General features: G+C 57.2%; 16 protein-coding genes and 1 riboswitch. Of the genes, 9 read left to right on the top strand and 7 right to left on the bottom strand.

What is annotated here, in order from left to right:
* Positions 1-5: 5 nt before the first annotated feature.
* Complete coding sequence (locus EO133_RS05900) at positions 6-1,820, bottom strand: IlvD/Edd family dehydratase (protein ID WP_127071737.1); 1,815 nt, start codon at positions 1,818-1,820, stop codon at positions 6-8.
* A gap of 201 nt (positions 1,821-2,021) precedes the next feature.
* Positions 2,022-3,446: a phosphohexomutase domain-containing protein gene (locus tag EO133_RS05905; protein WP_127071738.1), complete on the bottom strand. Its 1,425-nt coding sequence runs from the start codon at positions 3,444-3,446 to the stop codon at positions 2,022-2,024.
* 162 nt (positions 3,447-3,608) lie between these two features.
* Here EO133_RS05905 and hmuQ point away from each other — a divergent pair, with 162 nt between their 5' ends.
* From hmuQ to cysW, 9 genes are all read left to right on the top strand, one after another.
* Positions 3,609-3,923, top strand: coding sequence for a heme-degrading protein HmuQ (gene hmuQ, locus EO133_RS05910; RefSeq protein WP_127071739.1), 315 nt, complete (start codon positions 3,609-3,611; stop codon positions 3,921-3,923).
* An 84-nt stretch (positions 3,924-4,007) separates the two neighbouring features.
* A riboswitch (TPP riboswitch) is annotated at positions 4,008-4,119 on the top strand.
* A complete protein-coding gene (locus EO133_RS05915; RefSeq protein WP_127071740.1) occupies positions 4,111-4,719 on the top strand; it encodes a YkoF family thiamine/hydroxymethylpyrimidine-binding protein in 609 nt (202 codons plus the stop codon). It overlaps the preceding riboswitch by 9 nt.
* A gap of 25 nt (positions 4,720-4,744) precedes the next feature.
* Entirely contained in the window at positions 4,745-5,545 is an 801-nt protein-coding gene (locus tag EO133_RS05920) for an ABC transporter permease (RefSeq protein WP_127071741.1), read from the top strand.
* Complete coding sequence (locus tag EO133_RS05925; protein WP_127071742.1) at positions 5,542-6,300, top strand: ABC transporter ATP-binding protein; 759 nt, start codon at positions 5,542-5,544, stop codon at positions 6,298-6,300. The genes EO133_RS05920 and EO133_RS05925 overlap by 4 nt, the downstream gene beginning before the upstream one ends.
* Entirely contained in the window at positions 6,297-7,301 is a 1,005-nt protein-coding gene (locus EO133_RS05930) for an ABC transporter substrate-binding protein (protein WP_127071743.1), read from the top strand. The genes EO133_RS05925 and EO133_RS05930 overlap by 4 nt, the downstream gene beginning before the upstream one ends.
* Before the next feature lie 246 nt (positions 7,302-7,547).
* Entirely contained in the window at positions 7,548-7,733 is a 186-nt protein-coding gene (locus EO133_RS05935; RefSeq protein ID WP_127071744.1) for a hypothetical protein, read from the top strand.
* Between the two features lie 349 nt (positions 7,734-8,082).
* Complete coding sequence (gene cysP, locus EO133_RS05940) at positions 8,083-9,081, top strand: thiosulfate ABC transporter substrate-binding protein CysP (protein WP_127071745.1); 999 nt, start codon at positions 8,083-8,085, stop codon at positions 9,079-9,081.
* A gap of 70 nt (positions 9,082-9,151) precedes the next feature.
* Entirely contained in the window at positions 9,152-10,009 is an 858-nt protein-coding gene (gene cysT, locus EO133_RS05945; protein WP_127071746.1) for a sulfate ABC transporter permease subunit CysT, read from the top strand.
* Positions 9,990-10,832 carry a sulfate ABC transporter permease subunit CysW gene (gene cysW, locus EO133_RS05950; protein WP_127071747.1) on the top strand — a complete coding sequence of 281 codons (843 nt, stop codon included), beginning with the start codon at positions 9,990-9,992 and terminating at the stop codon, positions 10,830-10,832. Before cysT ends, cysW begins: the two co-directional genes overlap by 20 nt.
* A gap of 8 nt (positions 10,833-10,840) precedes the next feature.
* Here cysW and EO133_RS05955 read toward each other — a convergent pair whose 3' ends face one another.
* The 5 genes from EO133_RS05955 to EO133_RS05975 form a co-directional block, all read right to left on the bottom strand.
* Positions 10,841-11,584, bottom strand: a complete 744-nt coding sequence (locus EO133_RS05955; RefSeq protein ID WP_127071748.1) for an IclR family transcriptional regulator — start codon at positions 11,582-11,584, stop codon at positions 10,841-10,843.
* Between the two features lie 108 nt (positions 11,585-11,692).
* On the bottom strand, positions 11,693-12,106 hold the full coding sequence (mce, locus tag EO133_RS05960) for a methylmalonyl-CoA epimerase (RefSeq protein ID WP_127071749.1): 414 nt from the start codon (positions 12,104-12,106) through the stop codon (positions 11,693-11,695).
* A complete protein-coding gene (gene scpA, locus EO133_RS05965; protein ID WP_127071750.1) occupies positions 12,103-14,226 on the bottom strand; it encodes a methylmalonyl-CoA mutase in 2,124 nt (707 codons plus the stop codon). The genes mce and scpA overlap by 4 nt, the downstream gene beginning before the upstream one ends.
* The gene (locus EO133_RS05970; RefSeq protein ID WP_127071751.1) at positions 14,226-16,223 is read right to left on the bottom strand and encodes an acetyl-CoA carboxylase biotin carboxylase subunit; all 1,998 of its coding nucleotides are present in this window, start codon (positions 16,221-16,223) and stop codon (positions 14,226-14,228) included. Before EO133_RS05970 ends, scpA begins: the two co-directional genes overlap by 1 nt.
* Positions 16,224-16,234: 11 nt before the next feature.
* Complete coding sequence (locus EO133_RS05975; protein WP_127071752.1) at positions 16,235-17,767, bottom strand: acyl-CoA carboxylase subunit beta; 1,533 nt, start codon at positions 17,765-17,767, stop codon at positions 16,235-16,237.
* Positions 17,768-17,774 lie beyond the last annotated feature (7 nt).

Here is a 17,774-nt window from a genome sequence, read left to right on the forward strand (position 1 = left end):
AATTGTCAGTGGTTGTCGCGCGGTACACCCTTGCTTTGGGCAATCCGTTGATAATTGACAGCAGGTTTGAGCACCGCACCATTGCCGAGTTGATCGACATAATTGCGCTGAATTTCCTGCCACGGCGTCTGATGATCGGGATATTTGTAACCGCCATCAGCCAGCAGAGCCTGATACCGCTCAGCGATTTCATCCTCTGAAATCAGAATATTGGCATCGCCCCGGTTGAGATCGATCCGAACGCGGTCGCCACTCTTGAGAATGGCAAGCCCGCCATTTGCCGCCGCTTCGGGTGACGCATTGAGGATGGAAGGCGAACCCGATGTGCCCGATTGCCGACCGTCCCCAATGCAAGCCAGAGCATGCACCCCCTTCTTGATGAGATAGGCGGGCGGTCGCATATTGACCACCTCGGCAGCACCCGGATACCCGATCGGCCCGGCACCACGCATAAACAGCAAGGTGTGCTCATCGATCTCAAGGGCAGGATCATCGATCCGCTCATGATAATCTTCCGGCCCGTCGAAAACGACAGCTTTGCCCTCGAAAGCATTGGGATCGTCTGGGTTTGACAGGTAACGCTCCTTGAATTCCGGACTTATCACGCTGGTTTTCATGATCGCATTATCGAAAAGATTGCCGCGCAGAACCACAAACCCGGCATCCTTTTTCATCGGATTATCAAACCGCTTGATGACGTTATCGTCCAGGATCGGCGTGTTGCGGCAATTCTCACCCATGGTCTTGCCGTTGACAGTCGGAGCATTCTCGCGGATCAGCCCCTGCGCCATCAACTCATTGACGACAGCAGGCACCCCACCTGCGCGAAAATAATCTTCTCCAAGATATTCTCCGGCGGGCTGGAGATTGACCAGAAGCGGCACGTGATGTCCGTGTTCCTGCCATTCATCGATTTCCAGTTCCACCCCGATATGGCGCGCAATTGCGTTAATATGGATCGGGGCATTGGTCGAACCGCCAATCGCCGAATTTACCACTATCGCATTGATAAAATTGTCTTTTGTCATGATGTCGGACGGTTTCAGGTCTTCCAGCGCCATCTCGACAATCCGCTTGCCGGTGCGATAGGCCATCTCGGCCCGGTCGCGATGGGGCGCCGGAATCGCTGCCGAACCGGGCAATTGCATGCCCAGCGCTTCGGCCAGAGAGTTCATGGTCGTCGCCGTGCCCATCGTGTTGCAATAGCCGACCGATGGGGCCGAGGATGCAACGAGTTCGATGAATTCTTCGTACCCGATCTCGCCTGCAGCCATCATTTCGCGGGCCTTCCAGACAATTGTGCCCGAGCCAGTACGCTCACCGCGATGATAGCCGTTGAGCATCGGGCCAACCGACAGCGCAATCGCCGGGATATTGACGGTCGCCGCGCCCATGAGCATGGCAGGAGTGGTCTTGTCGCAGCCGATGGTCAATACAACGCCGTCGAGCGGATAGCCGTAAAGCACTTCCACAAGCCCGAGATAGGCAAGATTCCGATCAAGCCCGGCAGTTGGCCGCTTGCCGGTTTCCTGAATCGGATGCACCGGAAATTCGAGCGCGATACCGCCTGCTTCCCGAATGCCTTCTCGCACTCGTTCTGCCAAAATAACATGATGGCGGTTGCATGGGGACAGGTCCGAACCGGTTTGCGCAATGCCGATAATCGGCTTGCCCGATTGAAGCTCCTCACGCGACAACCCGTAATTCATATAGCGCTCGAGATAAAGCGCTGTCATATCAGGGTTTTCCGGATTATCGAACCACGCCCGCGACCGTAAATTCGGTCCCGTACCGTTGGAATTGCCGCCTGGCTTGCTCACTTCAAAACTCTCCCGTAGCCAGCCGCTGCACTGGCGCTATTTCCATGTTTTTTAAACTGAATTCAGCTTATCCGACTCTTCAAAGCCGACCTCCGGAATCTACTCCCTTAACGCAAGGTTTTACAGCTATTTTTGCCCAAAAAGCGGGGGAAAGTGGCCCTTAACGCAAACTTATGGGCCGTTATTCGGAATGATGAAAAATCAGTCGCGCACGGCTTTTCCCGCAGCGTCCAATCCCCACTTCAAAAGTGCCTGCGCGCGCCGTTCATTACCGGCTTCGACATAGCATCGCATTTCAGGTGCATTGCCCGAACCGCGAAAATGAATGATGTCACCATTGCCAAGTTCAAACCGGGCGCCGTCGATGAAATTGGAGTTCGCCACCTCGCCAAGAGGCGCAAGAAAATCGCGCGAGAACGACTCATTTTCAGTCAGTTGCGTGAGCCATTTGGCAGCACGCATCATATCGACATCGGTGAGCCGATTCGCCATTGCTGCCCGGAACGGCAGGTTGGCAACCATCTGAGAAATTGGAATTTTCTGGCTTTGAGCATGTAGCAATGTGCAAATGAGCGGCAGCAACGCATCTCGTGTCGGAAGCGCCGAAACGCGCTGCCCCATGATTGCCGTATCGGTGCCGACCAATGTCCCGCCATTTGGCTCGAACCCGATTACGCGTCGAAATCCCGATGCCTTGCCTTCTTCCATGCCCGCGATGACAAAGGGAGAACCGATGCGGGTGCGAATGCTTTTGGCATCAGTATTAAGCCGCTCGACGCCCGAATTTGAGGATATAGGCGTGACGATACAATCGGCCGACATCATCAATGCCGCGATGCCGCCGAGAACATCTCCCCGCACAAAATTACCCATCTCATCCATCAGTAACGGGCGGTCGCCATCGCCATCGGTCGAGATGATGCCATCAAGGCGATGCTGTTCTATCCAGCCAGGGAGTGGGGCAAAAACATCGTCGTTAAAGGCCTCGGTATCGACAGGAACGAAGGTTTCGACGCGCCCTAGCCGGATGGCCTCACCTCCGCCTGTCTCGACCATCCATGCAAGGTCATCGCGCGCGACGCTGGAGTGCTCGAACACGCCTATGCGCAGCCCGGAAAAGGGCTTTGAAACCAACAAAGCCGCATAGCGTTCCCGGTAGGCGGCTGCTGCCAGATGATCGCGTTCAATGTCCCCGGCGGTTGTTACGGATGAGTCGACGTCTTGCGCCAGATCGACAATAGCGGTTTCGTCTGCCTTGGTGATTTCGCCATCCGGGCGATAGAATTTCAGACCATTGCGGTCGGCCGGAATATGGCTCCCTGTCACCATGATCGAAGGCGCAACTTTCCCCATGGCATAATGGGCAAGTGCCGGCGTGGAAATAGCCCCGCAATCGATTGGCACATAGCCCCGCGCGACAATGGCCGCAGCGCAGTCGGCAACGATGTCGGGACTGGATTGCCGCAGGTCCTGGCCCAGAAAGATCGGCCCTCCCGCGCCAAGGCTCACAGTTTCATCCGCCTCAAGTGCAGCGAGAAATGCTGCCACGTACTGCTGGGTTGCTGCGCCAGCCAACTCATGAGCAAGGCCCCGCAGCCCGCTCGTCCCAAACTTTACACTGGACATCTGCCCGCCCTCGATCCTGCCTTAAACAACCTCACGATATACAGGATCGCGCGCATGGCAAAGCCCGGCCGCACAAGCAAAATTCCGGCCCACGCCCCTTGCCGCGGCGCCAACTCGCCCCCATCTCCCCATTGACCTAGCCAAACCGCAAAGGACGAGAAAATGTTCATTGCCATGAACCGCTTCAAGGTGAAAACGGACTCAGTGGATGAATTTGAGGCCGTATGGAAAACGCGCAAATCCCGCCTGGACGAGATGGAAGGATTCATCGATTTCAAGCTGTTGCGCGGACCAGCAAACAGAGACGAGAACTATACGCTTTATGTCTCTCATTCGACCTGGGCGAGCTATGATGCCTTCGAGAGTTGGACCAAATCCCAAAATTTTCGCGATGCCCATAAACAGGCCGGTGACACAAAGCCAAGCTATATCGGAAGCCCTGCATTTGAAGGGTTTTCAATAGTCGAAGGCGCATAGACAACCAACCAGCAGCTTCCTTGCAATCGATCAAAATGCGATTGTGAGGGCTTGCGCTGCCCGACGAATTCTGATTTCACTGCGGCCATTCGACAGGGGTGCTCCGTATCGCCGGGGCTGAGATGAAGGCGCCAAGCCTTTGGACCCTAAAGCTGATCTGGATAATACCAGCGGAGCGAGGCGGACCATGTTCTCAGGCGCACAAATTTCCCTATATCCCATGACCGGCGATTTCGTCGGCGTTATCACCAAGGCTCTCGAAGCATTCGAGCCCTATCGCGACCGTATGCGCGTCGAGACAGATGACATATCGACACTGATTGTCGGTCCTCCAGAAGTCATCTTTCCTGCCATGCGTGACCTGTTCGCAACCGCCGCAAGATCGGGCGAACATGTCGTGCTGCACGCCACGATCTCCCGTGGGTGCCCCGGCGAGCCTGACGACGGCATTTGCGACACGTCGGCGTTGGGCCACCACGACATGAGCGCCGAGCAACGGATCGGGGAAGCCATAGCCGCCGTCAAGGCTGCGCCCATGAGCGACATAGAGGCTGCGGCGCAGTTTTCGCTCTATGTGATGGGTTCGGGCGATCACATGGATGAAATCTATAGCTGCATAGACTTTCTCAAGCAGTCCGGCACCTTTGCCAAAGCCAAAAATTTCTGCACGAAACTGGGTGGCGATGCAGGCGCGGTGTTCCGCACGGTGCAGATGGCATTTTGCCGGTTCGGCCCGCCCGAGGGCCATGTGACGATCGATCTGACCGTTTCCGCCAACAGCCCATCGCTGAAATAATCCCATCGCGGCAAGGCCGACCGATATGCCCCGAAGTGAACCGAAATCGCATGGGCTGATGCCCATGTTCATCAATGCCATACCGGCCATAGGCGCCGTAGCAGGGCTGTTTCTTGCCTGGGAAGCCTATGTCCTTATATCGGGCATATCGCCCACCACCCTACCCGCGCCTTCGCGGGTTGTGGCCCAAACCGTTGAACATCGCGCGGCACTGGCGACAAACACGCTGGCAACCATCCGCGCGACCGTTTTCGGTTTCGCGACATCGCTGACCGCTGCCTTTCTTTTCTCGGTTCTGATCGATTTCTACGGCCCATTACGGCGCGCACTCTTTCCGGTCCTCATCATCACCCAGACGCTGCCACTGGTCGCTATTGCGCCCCTGATCGTGCTCTGGTTCGGGTTCGGGCTGACTCCCAAGATCATGCTTGTGGCGCTTGTGACCTTTTTCCCCATGCTGGTGGCACTGGTTGAGGGCTATCGCTCAACAAGCAAGGACCTGGAAGACCTTCTTGTGTCGATGAATGCGCCTCGGCACAAGATTTTCCTGATGGCGCGGCTGCCATCGGCCCTGCCCTACTTCTTCGCAGGATTGCGCATTTCGATCACCTATGCGGTGGTTGCGGCAATCTTTGCAGAATATGCCGGAGCGGTGCAGGGACTTGGCATTTATATCCTCAACGCCAAGAACAATTTCCGGCCCGATCTTGTGCTGGCAGCAGTGCTTGTCAGTTCGACACTGACCCTCGCCTTGTTCGGCGCAATCGTTCTCATCCAGCGCCTTTCCACTCCATGGACGCGCCTTGAGGGAGACAAGGCCAAATGAGCGGTGTTCACCTGGAAATGCGCGGCGTGCGCAAGCGTTTCGATGCGCTCAATGTGCTTGCCGATGTAACGCTTTCAGTGCATCCGGGCGAATTTGTTTCCGTACTCGGCCCGTCAGGGACCGGGAAATCCACGATCCTGAAACTGCTGACCGGCGCGCTCAAGCCCGATAGCGGGGAAATCTTGCTCAACGGCAAGCCGTTGAGCGAGTCCAAACGCCCGTTTGCCTTCATGCCTCAGCGTGATGCGCTGATGCCGTGGCGCAAGATCATCGACAACGCCACGCTCGGGCTCGAAGTACAGGGCGTAAAGCGCGCCAAGGCAAGGCAGCGTGTTGCGCCGCTCTTTGCCGAATTCGGGCTCGAAGGTTTCGAGCAGCATTACCCGGCACAGCTTTCCGGCGGCATGCGCCAGAGAGCCGCGCTGATGCGCACGATTGCGCAGGACAAGGCCATGTTGCTGCTCGATGAGCCATTCGGCGCGCTCGATGCACTGACCCGGACCCAGATGCAGCACTGGCTGCAATCGATGCGGGAAAAGCATGGCTGGACGGTGCTGTTGATTACCCATGACGTCCGCGAGGCCGTGCTGCTGTCGGACCGGATTTACCTGCTTACGGGTCGTCCGGCCCGAATGAAACAGGAAATTTCCGTACCCTTGCCGCGACCGCGCGGGTCTGTGCCCTCGCCAGAGGCGAGCGCCATTGAAAGCGACATTCTCAAAACCCTTCTGCAACCCAAAGCCCATAAGGCATGACCATGAACACACGTACGGCACTTTTTTCTCTCGCCATCGCTGCCACTTTGTCTTCAGCGGGCCAGGCGACCGCCCAGGAACATTCCGTTTCCATGGCACTCGATTGGACACCTAACACCAATCACATCGGGCTGTTCGTTGCCCGCGCAAAAGGCTTTTACGAAGAAGCGGGAGTGGAGGTGCAGATCCTGCCCTATGCCGATACGGCGGCCGGAACGTTGGTTGCCAATGGCGTTTCTGACTTTGGCCACGTCAGTTCCATGGCGCTGTTCGCGCAACGCGCTGCAGGGGCGGATCTGATCGCGACCTATGCCGTATCGCAATCGGAAACCGGGCGGTTGGTGTTTGATGGCAATCGCGACGACATCGAACGTCCGAGTGATCTGGACGGCAAGATCTATGCCGGTTTTGGTAGCGACTGGGAGCGCGCGCTGATCAGCGCGATGATCCAGCATGATGGCGGCGAAGGCGAATTCGAGATTGTAACGCTGGGCACCTCTGCCTACGAAGCACTGGCCAATGGCGCTGTGGACTTCACGCTGGAAGTTGCCACATGGGAAGGCGTGCGCGCCGACCTCGACGGGCGCCCGCAAGGTGCGTTCTACTATGGCGATTATGGCGTACCCGACCAGCATACCGGCTATATCGCGACACGCGAAAGCTGGCTGGAAGACAATCGTGAAGCCGCCGAGGCCTTCATTAAGGCAACCCAGCGCGGTTACGCTTATGCTGTCGATAACCCCGATGAAGCCACAGACATCCTGATCTCGGAAAACCCGGACGCGCTGACCGATCGCGATTTCGTTCGAGCTTCGTTGCAAGCGCTGATCGACGGCAATTTCCTGCGCTCCGAAGATGGCGCGGTTGGCCTGCTAAACCCAGAAAAGATGGAAGCCATGGGCAGCTTCCTCTTTGAGAACGGCATTCTGCGTGACATGGACGGCAACCCGCTGAACGAGCGCCCAGACTTCACCGCGTTCTACACCAACGAACTGTTCTGATCTTGAGTAGTCGCTCCCCGCAGATCGGCGCCGATTGCGGGGAGCGGGAATGACGGTACTGCCTCTTATGTCGAGAGCGCCATGCAACCCCAAAGGCCCTTAGGTGCTTGCCAAGATTGCATTTTATCGACTCAGTAAACCAAGTGCTCAACTTTGAGCAAAATGCCTAACTGCTGTCACTAATCCATGTTAATATGAATTCATGATGTGTGGTTATATTCCGATGAACTATGCGGGAGGCCAACAATGAACTCGGAGCAAACCGTCGCACAATCGGTGCGAGACGAAGTGGTTAGCCATGAGAGAATGATATTGAAGCTCCAGAAGAGCGCAGAAAAAATTGCAAAAGACCATCATTGCGTAAACGACAATCTGATCAAACTGGCTTTACTGAAAAAAAGCGCAGAAGCCCAATTGATCGTCCAGCTTTAACGTCCATTCTTGTTCTATAAGTCAGAGAAACGGCTTTGCGCCGCGCCGCCCGTTTTCACATGAACGGGTGAGGCCTTGTACGTGCGCGTTCTTTCTGTCGAAAGTCGCCTGAATACGGCGTAAATGACGCTTTCATGCGATAAAGGCGCGCATTTTCCCGTTTCGTCTTTCCGCCATTCCGTAGAATGGCCGCGCGGCTTTGACAGCAAAAACAAAACGCCATTGCCGACGCCGATCACGAAGGGAATTAGTTTTACGGCACAACGGCTTACGCTTGTTAGTTTCAGCCCGATTGATAGACTTGGGCCAAAGCATATCCCCTTGCGTTTCTGCCGGAGAACAAATCATTATGAAGAAGTTGGTCCTTGCCAGTGTGCTGGCTCTGGGTCTTGGCGCCCCTGCCGTACAGGCCCAGCCGACAACGCTCCTCAATGTTTCCTACGACATTGCGCGCGAGTTGTTCGCAGCAGTCAACGAGGCATTCGTTCCCTACTATGAAGAACAGACCGGTATCGCGCTTTCGATAGAGCAGTCCCATGCCGGCACATCGGCGCAAGCGCGTGCCATCATTGAAGGCCTTGAGGCCGATGTTGTGACCTTCAACCAGGCCACCGATATCGAATTGCTCGAAGTCAACGGGCTTGTCGGCGAGGACTGGCGCGAACGGTTGCCCAACAATGCCTCACCCTACTATTCGCTGCCCGCATTCCTCGTACGCGCCGGCAATCCCAAGAACATTCAGGACTGGGACGATCTCGTTCGCGACGATGTGGAAGTGATCTTCCCCAATCCCAAGACGTCGGGCAACGCACGTTATACCTATCTCGCTGCCCGCGCCTACGCCGAGGAAGTCTTTGGCGGCGATCAGGCTCAGGTCGAGGACTATCTGCGCAACGTGTTTCTTTCGGTTCCAGGCTTCCCGACAGGCGGACGCGCCGCAACCACGGCCTTTGTCGAACAGGGCATCGGCGACGTACTGATTACGTTTGAATCCGAAGTAAACAATATCCGCGACGAGTTCGGAACCGGCGTCGTTGAAGCCGTCGTGCCTTCGGTCAGCCTCAAGGCCGATTTCCCGGTCGCCGTTGTGGACGCAGTTGTCGATGCGCGCGGCAGCCGGGATATTGCGGAGGATTATCTTGAATTCCTCTACACCCCGGAAGGTCAGGACATCGTCGCATCGTTCTATTATCGCGTGACCAATGAAGATGTGGCAGCAGCCTATGCCGACATGCTGCCGGACGTGCGTCTGTTCGATCCTGCCGAGGTTTTTGGCACTTGGGATGAAATCACTACTGAGCATTTCGCCGAAGGCGGCCTGCTCGATCAGGTATTCGTCAACCAGTAAATCCATAAGACCATCGGGTGGCGGCGCGGTTTTAGACTGCGCCGCCATTCTGATTTGACAGGAAACGGCCATGAGCCTTGCAGTGATGACACGATCACGGCCCGCGACACGTCGGGTTTTGCCCGGTTTCGGGCTGACGATGGGCATCACCCTGCTCTATGTGACCCTGATCATTTTGCTTCCAGTGCTCGCGATGGTCCTCAAAACCACCGAATTGGGCTGGGCCGAATATTGGCGTCAGATCAGCCAGCCGCGCGCGATTGCCACCTATCAGATCACGCTGACCGCTGCTCTTGCTGCAACGGTCTTTAATGCGCTGTTCGGCCTGCTGTTGGCTTGGGTGCTGGTCCGGTACGAATTTCCCGGCAAGCGCCTGCTCGATATGCTTGTCGACTTTCCATTTGCCCTTCCAACCGCCGTTGCCGGGTTGGCGCTCGTTACCGTGCTGGGCCGCAACGGCTGGATCGGACAGTTTCTCGAACCGCTGGGCATCCAGTTTGCATTCGCATTGCCGGGTGTCATTATGGCGATGGCCTTCACCTCGCTGCCCTTCGTTGTGCGCTCGGTGCAACCGGTGCTTGAAGATCTGGGCCCGGAATTTGAAGAGGCGGCAGCCTCGCTCGGCGCTACGCGCTGGCAGACATTTTCGCGGGTGATCTGGCCGCAGATTACACCTGCCTTTCTCTCCGGATCGGTGCTTTGCTTTGCGCGTTCGATGAGCGAATTCGGCGCCATCGTCTTCATAGCCGGCAACCTGCCCTTTAGAACCGAAGTAACCTCTCTGCTCGTTTTCATCCGGCTCGAAGAATACAATTACGGCGCTGCGGCGGCGCTGGCCTCAGTGCTGCTTGCAGTCGCTTTCATAACCCTTTTTCTGACAAACATTCTTCAGGCTTGGCAGGTGCGCTATGCAGACCGTAGCCGTTAACCCGACCGCACCACGCAAACATAAGCGTTCAGGCGCCGAAATCGGCCTGATTGGGCTGGCATTGCTTGGCGCCGTTGTGATGCTCGGCGTGCCGATCAGCGTGATTTTCGTCTATGCCTTCCGGGCTGGCATTGAAGTCTATCTGGCCAATATCCTTGAACCCAATACGCTGCACGCCATCGGCCTCACGGTGATGACCGCCCTCATCGTTGTGCCCATAAACATTGTTTTCGGCGTTGCGGCTGCATGGCTTGTGACCCGCTTCCGGTTCCCCGGACGCAAGCTGCTGACCACGATCATCGATATTCCCTTTTCGGTGTCGCCCATCGTTGCCGGTGTGATCTATCTGTTTCTTTATGGCGCTCAGGGGCTGTTCGGCCCCCTGCTTGCCGATCTCGGCATCAGGATCATGTTCACCCCCATCGCCATTGTCCTTGTCTCGATGTTCGTGACGGCACCGTTTGTCGCCCGCGAGTTGATACCGCTGATGCAGACGCAGGGTTCGGAGGACGAAGAAGCCGCGCTGTCGTTGGGCGCTAAGGGGTTTCAGACATTCTGGTATGTGACACTGCCCAACATTCGCTGGGCGCTGCTGTATGGCGCGGTACTCTGCAATGCGCGTGTAATGGGCGAATTCGGCGCGGTATCGGTCGTATCGGGCGCTATCCGTGGCCGCACCAATACCCTGCCGTTGCAGATCGAGCTGCTGTTCAACGATCTGAACGTCACCGGTGCTTTTGCTGCCGCCTCGACGCTGACTGTAATCGCTCTCCTGACAATGTTGGTCAAGGTTGCCCTGGAAAGCCGCAGGGTGCATCGCTGACCGCGGAGTCAGTGACGGGAAATGATGCTCGTGAGTTCGCTTGCAGCATCCCTGACGATTGCCCCCAATTGCTCGATCCGCGCATCTGAGACGCGGTGCGCGGCACCGGAAATCGAAATAGCGCAACACGGCTCGGAACGGTGATCATAGACCACCGAGGCAACACACCGCAGGTCGGGGTTTATTTCTCCATTATCGACGGCAAAGCCCTGTTCGGAAATCTGCGCAAGGCTGCTGGCGGACAGGCGGGAGCGAGACGGCCCTTCGCTGTTCCACTGGTCCTTGGCAAAGGCGGCTAGAAGCGCTTTGCCCATGCCGGAATATTGCAAAGGCAACCGGCCACCCACACCGCAAAGCGACTTTTCGATTTCCCGGCTTGGTATCTGCTCGAGCACGAACAGATCGCCATCGATACACGCACCAAGGTTAGCTGTTTCGCGCGTCTCATTCCGCAACCGGCGCAGGATCGGCAATGCGGCGGCAGAATAGGCATGTCGATGCACAAAGCTTTGACCGACCGAAAATGCAGTCTGCCCCACATGCCATGTGCGCTTGAGCGGATCATATTGCGCAAAGCGTCTGCTTTCCAAGGTCGTCAGCAACCGATGCGCGGTTGAAGGAGACAGTCCGGCATTGCGAGCGATCTGGGTAAGGCGAATGCCGCCGGTGGCTCCGGAAAGCAATTCCAGCAAGCGCATGGCGCGATCGACCGACTGAACGGTTCCGCCGTCTTGCGGCTCTCCGTTTTCCATTGCTCCTCCTCAAAAGCCTGCACCGGCAGCCAAGTACCATCTTCGTGATCCTGCCTCGATGGGCAGTAAGCAACGCATGATGGCCTTTTTTCCACGATGCGGAAAGGATCAATCCTTTCCGCTTTCCTCCAACTCAATCAGCGTGCCGCAAAAGTCCTTGGGGTGGAGGAACAGGACGGGCAAGCCATGTGCGCCGATCTTCGGCTGTCCATCGCCCAGCACCCGCGCGCCGGCTGCCTGCAATTGCTTTGCCGCGGCCATGATGTCGGGCACTTCAAAGCACATGTGATGCATACCGCCGTCAGGATTTTTGGCCAGAAAGCCGACGACCGGGGACTCATCGCCCAGAGGTTCGAGCAGTTCCACCTTGGTATTGCCGGTATCGACGAAAACGACCGTGACGCCGTGTTCCGGCAGGGCTTGTGGCGCGCTGACATGCGCCCCCAGATCGTCGCGATATTTCGCCGCCGCCCTATCCAGATCCGGCACGGCAATAGCGATGTGATTGAGCCGCCCGATCATCGGTTGGAGAGCTTTCCTTCGATGCGGTCTAGTACCGAAAATGCAGCGTCGAGCACATTGGTGCCCGGCCCGAAAATATCGCTCACACCAGCTTCACGTAAAAAGTCGTAATCGGTTGAGGGGATTACACCGCCGACAAAGACAGCCACCTCGTCGAGATCGCGCTCGCGCAGGGCTGCAATCAATTCGGGCACCAGCGTCTTGTGGCCTGCAGCCAGCGAGGACACGCCCACAGCATCCACCTTGAGTTCATCGGCATGGGCTGCAACCTCATGCGGGGTTTCAAAAAGCTGGCCCATATGCACATCGAACCCGATATCGGCAAAAGCAGTTGCAATGACCTTGGCGCCGCGATCATGGCCATCCTGCCCCATCTTGGCGACAAAGATCGACGGTGGGCGCCGATGGGCCTTTTGGAAGGTTGCGATCCGCTCTCTTGCCTGCTCGAACTGCGGATCGTCGGCATATTCGGACGCATAGACGCCCGAAAGCACGCGGGTTGTCGCGTTGTAGCGCCCAAACACATCTTCCATAGCCAGGCTGATTTCCCCAAGACTGGCGCGCGCCCGGGCCGCTTCAATAGCGGCTTCCAAAAGGTTGCCTTCATCCATGGCCGCAAATTCGCGCAGTGCGGAAAGTGCTGACTGGCAGCGCGCCTCATCACGGGTGTTTCGCAACTGCTCGAGCCGCGCAATCTGGGCAGCACGAACCTTGGCATTGTCGATCTCGAGTGTTTCAATCGGCTCCTGAGCGTCGAGCCGATAGCGGTTGACGCCAACGATCACCTCTTCGCCACGATCAATAGCGGCCTGTCGCACCGCTGCGGCTTTCTCGATCGCCAGTTTGGGCTCGCCCGACTGGACAGCCTTTGTCATGCCCCCCTGCGTTTCAACCTCGGCAATGAGCTTTTCCGCCTGCGCCACCATTTGTTCGGTGAGCGCCTCGATATAGTACGAGCCGCCGAGGGGATCGATCACATCGGTCACGCGCGTTTCGTGCTGCAGGATCAATTGCGTATTGCGAGCGATGCGCGACGAAGTTTCGCTCGGCAGGGCAATTGCTTCGTCAAACGAATTGGTGTGCAGGCTCTGCGTGCCACCAAGAACGGCTGCCATAGCCTCAAATGCCGTCCGCACAACATTATTGTAAGGATCCTGCTCGGTGAGCGAGACGCCCGATGTCTGGCAATGGGTGCGCAGCATCTTCGAGCGCGGGTCTTTTGCACCCAGATCGGTCATGATGCGCGACCAGAGCGTGCGTGCTGCGCGCAGCTTTGCAATCTCGACAAAGAAATTCATGCCGATGCCGAAAAAGAACGAAAGCCGGCCGGCGAATTTATCGATATCGAGCCCACGCTCCTGCGCGGCCCGCACATAGTCCATGCCATCGGCCAGCGTATAGGCGAGTTCCTGCACCGCCGTCGCGCCCGCTTCGTGCATGTGATAGCCGGAAATCGAAATCGAATTGAATTTCGGCATGTGTTGGGCGGTATGGGCGATGATATCCCCGACAATCCGCATCGAAGGTTCTGGCGGATAGATGTAGGTATTGCGGACCATGAATTCTTTTAAAATGTCATTCTGAATGGTCCCCGAGAGCTTGTCTTGGGAGACACCCTGCTCTTCCGCAGCGACGATGAACATGGCGAGAACCGGAATAACGGCACCGTTCATGGTCATCGACACGCTCATTTCATCGAGTGGGATGCCATCGAAAAGGATTTTCATATCCTCAACGCTATCGATGGCGACGCCTGCCTTGCCGACATCGCCCACAACCCGCGGATGATCGGAATCATAGCCTCGGTGGGTGGCCAGATCGAAGGCGACCGATAAGCCCTTCTGCCCGCGCTCAAGCGCCTGCCGGTAAAACCTGTTGCTCTCTTCAGCGGTTGAAAAGCCGGCATACTGCCGGATAGTCCAGGGCCGGTTGGCGTACATCGTTGCCCGCACGCCGCGGGTGAACGGCTCGACACCGGGTATCGCGCCGTCGTCACCGAGATAGACCGGATCGACCTCCAGCCCGCCATAATCACGCTTGAGAGCATCGACAGGCGTATCGCGCAACTCCTGCTGCGCGAGCGTTTGCCAGATGCCTTCTGCCTCCTCCTTTGAGACCATCACACAGCCTCAAATTCCATAATGACCGCATCGACCGCCAGAATGGCACCCTTTTCCGCGTTGATTTTCGCGACTCTGGCCCGGCGCTCCGCCCGAAGCACATTTTCCATTTTCATGGCCTCGACAATAGCAAGCGGCTGACCCTGTTCGACAATATCACCTTCTGCAACGTCGAGGCGAACGATCTGGCCCGGCATCGGACACAGCAGATATTTACTCATATCGGGCGGGGATTTGACCGGCATATAGCGGCTAAGGTCCGCAACATGGGGCAACACCACCTTGGCAACGAGATCAGCACCGCGATAGCGGATGCGGAAACCCGACGTGATCCGATCCATCTGGACATAGAGAATACGGCCATCGATTTCGGTTGCTGTCAGGCTCGCGCCGGGCTGCCATCCGTCCTCGATCAGAAAGCTGAGCCCGTCGTCTGTCATAAGCACAAAGGACTCATCGGACTTCGGAATGGAAAAGTCCCACCGCCTGTCCCCGATCAACACCGAGCGCTCGGCAATCACATGGCCGTTTAACGGCCGTGAATCGGCAAAGCCGCGCGTTTCGACCTGAAACGCGGCGCGGCACGCCAGGGCAGCAAGGGTCGAAAGCGTTTCGTCGTCGAGCGCATTGCCCGAAAAACCTTCGGGAAATTCTTCCGCGATGTAGTTAGTTGTCAGGCGCCCCTCGCGAAAACGCTGCTGCTGGGCAACGGTCGAAAGAAACGGAATATTGTTCCCGATCCCGTCGATGTCGAACTGGTCGAGCGCGACCGCAAGCCCGTCGATGGCCGCGATACGTTCCGGCGCCCAGGTCACGAGCTTGGCAACCATCGGATCATAATAGGGGCTGATCTCAGCGCCCTCATAAACGCCGGTATCGTTGCGCACCACAAGCTGCGCCGACGCTTCCTCTGCGGGCGGGCGATAACGCTTCAGACGTCCTGTGGAGGGCAGGAAATTGCGGTAGGGGTCTTCAGCGTAAATGCGCGCTTCTACCGCCCAGCCGTTGAGAATGACGTCCTCCTGCGCGATAGCAAGAGCTTGGCCATCGGCAATGCGCAACATTTGCTCGACAAGATCGATCCCTGTGACCAACTCGGTCACTGGATGCTCGACCTGCAGCCGTGTGTTCATCTCCAGAAAGTAGAAATTGCGGTCCTTATCGACGATAAATTCCACCGTTCCCGCGCTGACATAGTTGACCGCCTTAGCCAGCGCGACGGCCTGCTCGCCCATTTTCGTGCGGGTTTCTGGATCGAGGAATGGCGAGGGCGCTTCCTCGATCACCTTCTGATTGCGGCGCTGGATGGAACATTCGCGCTCGCCCAGATGAATGCAATTGCCCTGGGCGTCGGCGAGGATTTGAATTTCGATATGCCGGGGTTCTTCAATGAACTTTTCGATGAAGATGCGATCGTCACCGAACGAGGACGCTGCTTCCGACTTTGCCCGCTCGAAGCCTTCCTTGACTTCACTATCGTTCCAGGCGACGCGCATCCCCTTGCCGCCGCCACCGGCCGACGCCTTAATCATCACCGGAAAGCCGATTTTCTTGGCAATTTTCGCAGCTTCCGCGGCATTGGCGATAAGGCCCATATGCCCCGGCACAGTCGAAACGCCAGCCTCCGCCGCAATCTTTTTCGAGGTGATCTTGTCGCCCATCGCCTGAATGGCCTTTACCGGCGGGCCGATGAAATAAATCCCTTCCTGCCGAAGCCGTTCGGCAAAGACCGGATTTTCGGACAAGAACCCGTAGCCCGGATGGACGGCCACAGCTTCGGTCTGTTTGCAAGCCGCCACGATTTTTTCGATGTCGAGATAAGACTGGCTGGCCGGAGCAGCGCCGATATGAACGGCTTCATCGGCCATTTTCACATGCAGCCCATCCCGATCCGCATCCGAATAGACCGCAACCGTTGCGATGCCCATTTTGCGGGCCGTCTTGATAACGCGGCAGGCGATCTCGCCACGGTTGGCTATGAGAATTTTTGAGAACATCTAGAGGGACCTCACAGCGGAATATTCCCGTGTTTCTTGATCGGCACATGCGCCTGCTTGTTCTTCAGGCTTTCAAAAGCCCGCGCCACGCGGCGGCGGGTGTTGTGCGGCATGATGACATCATCGATAAAGCCACGCTCGGCAGCAACAAAAGGATTGGCAAAACGGTCCTCATACTCCTTGGTACGTGCCGCGATCTTTTCCGCATCGCCAAGTTCGGAGCGATAAAGGATTTCGGTCGCACCCTTGGCGCCCATCACGGCGATTTCAGCGCTCGGCCAGGCGTAGTTTACATCAGCGCGGATATGCTTTGAGGCCATGACGTCATAGGCCCCGCCATAGGCTTTGCGCGTGATGACCGTGACCTTGGGCACCGTCGCCTCGGCATAGGCAAACAGCAGCTTGGCGCCATGCTTGATAATGCCGCCATATTCCTGCGCGACGCCGGGCAAAAAGCCCGGAACATCGACAAAAGTGAGGATGGGAATGTCAAAACTGTCGCAAAAGCGGATGAACCGTGCCGCCTTCTTGGAGGCGTTAATGTCGAGGCACCCGGCCAGCACCAGTGGCTGGTTGGCGACAACACCCACGCTCTGCCCATTAAGACGAATAAACCCGATTAGAATATTGCCGGCATGATCGCGCTGAAGTTCTAAAAACTCGCCTTCGTCGGCAACCTTTTCGACCACTTCGCGCATGTCGTAAGGCATGTTGGCGCTGGCCGGGATGAGCGTATCGAGACTATCCTCGCGCCGATCCACCTGATCGTTTGTCGCAACGCGCGGTGCCTTTTCGCGGGCCGAAAGCGGCAGGAAATCGAACAACCGCCGCACTTCGAGCAGCGTTTCGATGTCATTGTCGAAGGCCGCATCGGCGACCGAGGAAATTCGGGTATGGGTGGACGCACCGCCCAGTTCTTCGTGGGTTACGCTCTCGTTGGTGACGGTTTTCACCACATCGGGACCAGTCACGAACATGTAGCTCGTGTCCTTGACCATATAGATGAAATCGGTCATCGCCGGGGAATAGACCGCCCCACCCGCGCATGGTCCCATAATGACGGAAATCTGCGGCACCGCGCCCGACGCCTGAACATTGCGCCAGAACACTTCCGCATAGCCGCCGAGCGAGGCAACGCCCTCCTGGATACGAGCTCCGCCACTATCGTTCAGCCCGATGATCGGGGCACCATTCTGGACCGCCAGGTCCATTATCTTGCATATCTTCTGGGCATGGGTTTCCGAGAGCGAGCCACCGAAAACCGTAAAATCCTGCGAGAATACATACGTCAGGCGGCCGTTGATCGTGCCCCAGCCCGTCACCACGCCATCGCCGGGCACAATCTGCTTGTCCATGCCGAAATCACGAGTGCGATGGGTCACGAACATATCGTATTCTTCAAAACTGCCCGGATCGAGCAGCACGTCGATCCGCTCGCGCGCGGTCAGCTTGCCCTTTGCATGCTGAGTCTCAATGCGCTTTGCACCACCGCCTTGCCTTGCCCGCTCGCGCTTTTGCTCGAGCGCGTTGATGACTTCCTGCATGAATGTC

The sequence above is a fragment of the Pelagibacterium lentulum genome (assembly GCF_003992625.1).
Classification (GTDB): domain Bacteria; phylum Pseudomonadota; class Alphaproteobacteria; order Rhizobiales; family Devosiaceae; genus Pelagibacterium; species Pelagibacterium lentulum.

Excerpts from the sequence above, each read along its gene's own strand:
- EO133_RS05915 (WP_127071740.1), top strand. The coding sequence starts at position 4,111 with ATGTTCTCAGGCGCACAAATTTCCCTATATCCCATGACCGGCGATTTC.
- EO133_RS05920 (WP_127071741.1), top strand. The coding sequence starts at position 4,745 with ATGCCCCGAAGTGAACCGAAATCGCATGGGCTGATGCCCATGTTCATC.
- EO133_RS05975 (WP_127071752.1), bottom strand. The coding sequence starts at position 17,767 with ATGCAGGAAGTCATCAACGCGCTCGAGCAAAAGCGCGAGCGGGCAAGG.
- EO133_RS05905 (WP_127071738.1), bottom strand. The coding sequence starts at position 3,446 with ATGTCCAGTGTAAAGTTTGGGACGAGCGGGCTGCGGGGCCTTGCTCAT.
- EO133_RS05970 (WP_127071751.1), bottom strand. The coding sequence starts at position 16,223 with ATGTTCTCAAAAATTCTCATAGCCAACCGTGGCGAGATCGCCTGCCGC.
- EO133_RS05935 (WP_127071744.1), top strand. The coding sequence starts at position 7,548 with ATGAACTCGGAGCAAACCGTCGCACAATCGGTGCGAGACGAAGTGGTT.
- EO133_RS05955 (WP_127071748.1), bottom strand. The coding sequence starts at position 11,584 with ATGGAAAACGGAGAGCCGCAAGACGGCGGAACCGTTCAGTCGGTCGAT.
- mce (WP_127071749.1), bottom strand. The coding sequence starts at position 12,106 with ATGATCGGGCGGCTCAATCACATCGCTATTGCCGTGCCGGATCTGGAT.
- scpA (WP_127071750.1), bottom strand. The coding sequence starts at position 14,226 with ATGGTCTCAAAGGAGGAGGCAGAAGGCATCTGGCAAACGCTCGCGCAG.
- hmuQ (WP_127071739.1), top strand. The coding sequence starts at position 3,609 with ATGTTCATTGCCATGAACCGCTTCAAGGTGAAAACGGACTCAGTGGAT.
- EO133_RS05925 (WP_127071742.1), top strand. The coding sequence starts at position 5,542 with ATGAGCGGTGTTCACCTGGAAATGCGCGGCGTGCGCAAGCGTTTCGAT.
- cysP (WP_127071745.1), top strand. The coding sequence starts at position 8,083 with ATGAAGAAGTTGGTCCTTGCCAGTGTGCTGGCTCTGGGTCTTGGCGCC.
- EO133_RS05930 (WP_127071743.1), top strand. The coding sequence starts at position 6,297 with ATGACCATGAACACACGTACGGCACTTTTTTCTCTCGCCATCGCTGCC.
- cysW (WP_127071747.1), top strand. The coding sequence starts at position 9,990 with ATGCAGACCGTAGCCGTTAACCCGACCGCACCACGCAAACATAAGCGT.
- cysT (WP_127071746.1), top strand. The coding sequence starts at position 9,152 with ATGAGCCTTGCAGTGATGACACGATCACGGCCCGCGACACGTCGGGTT.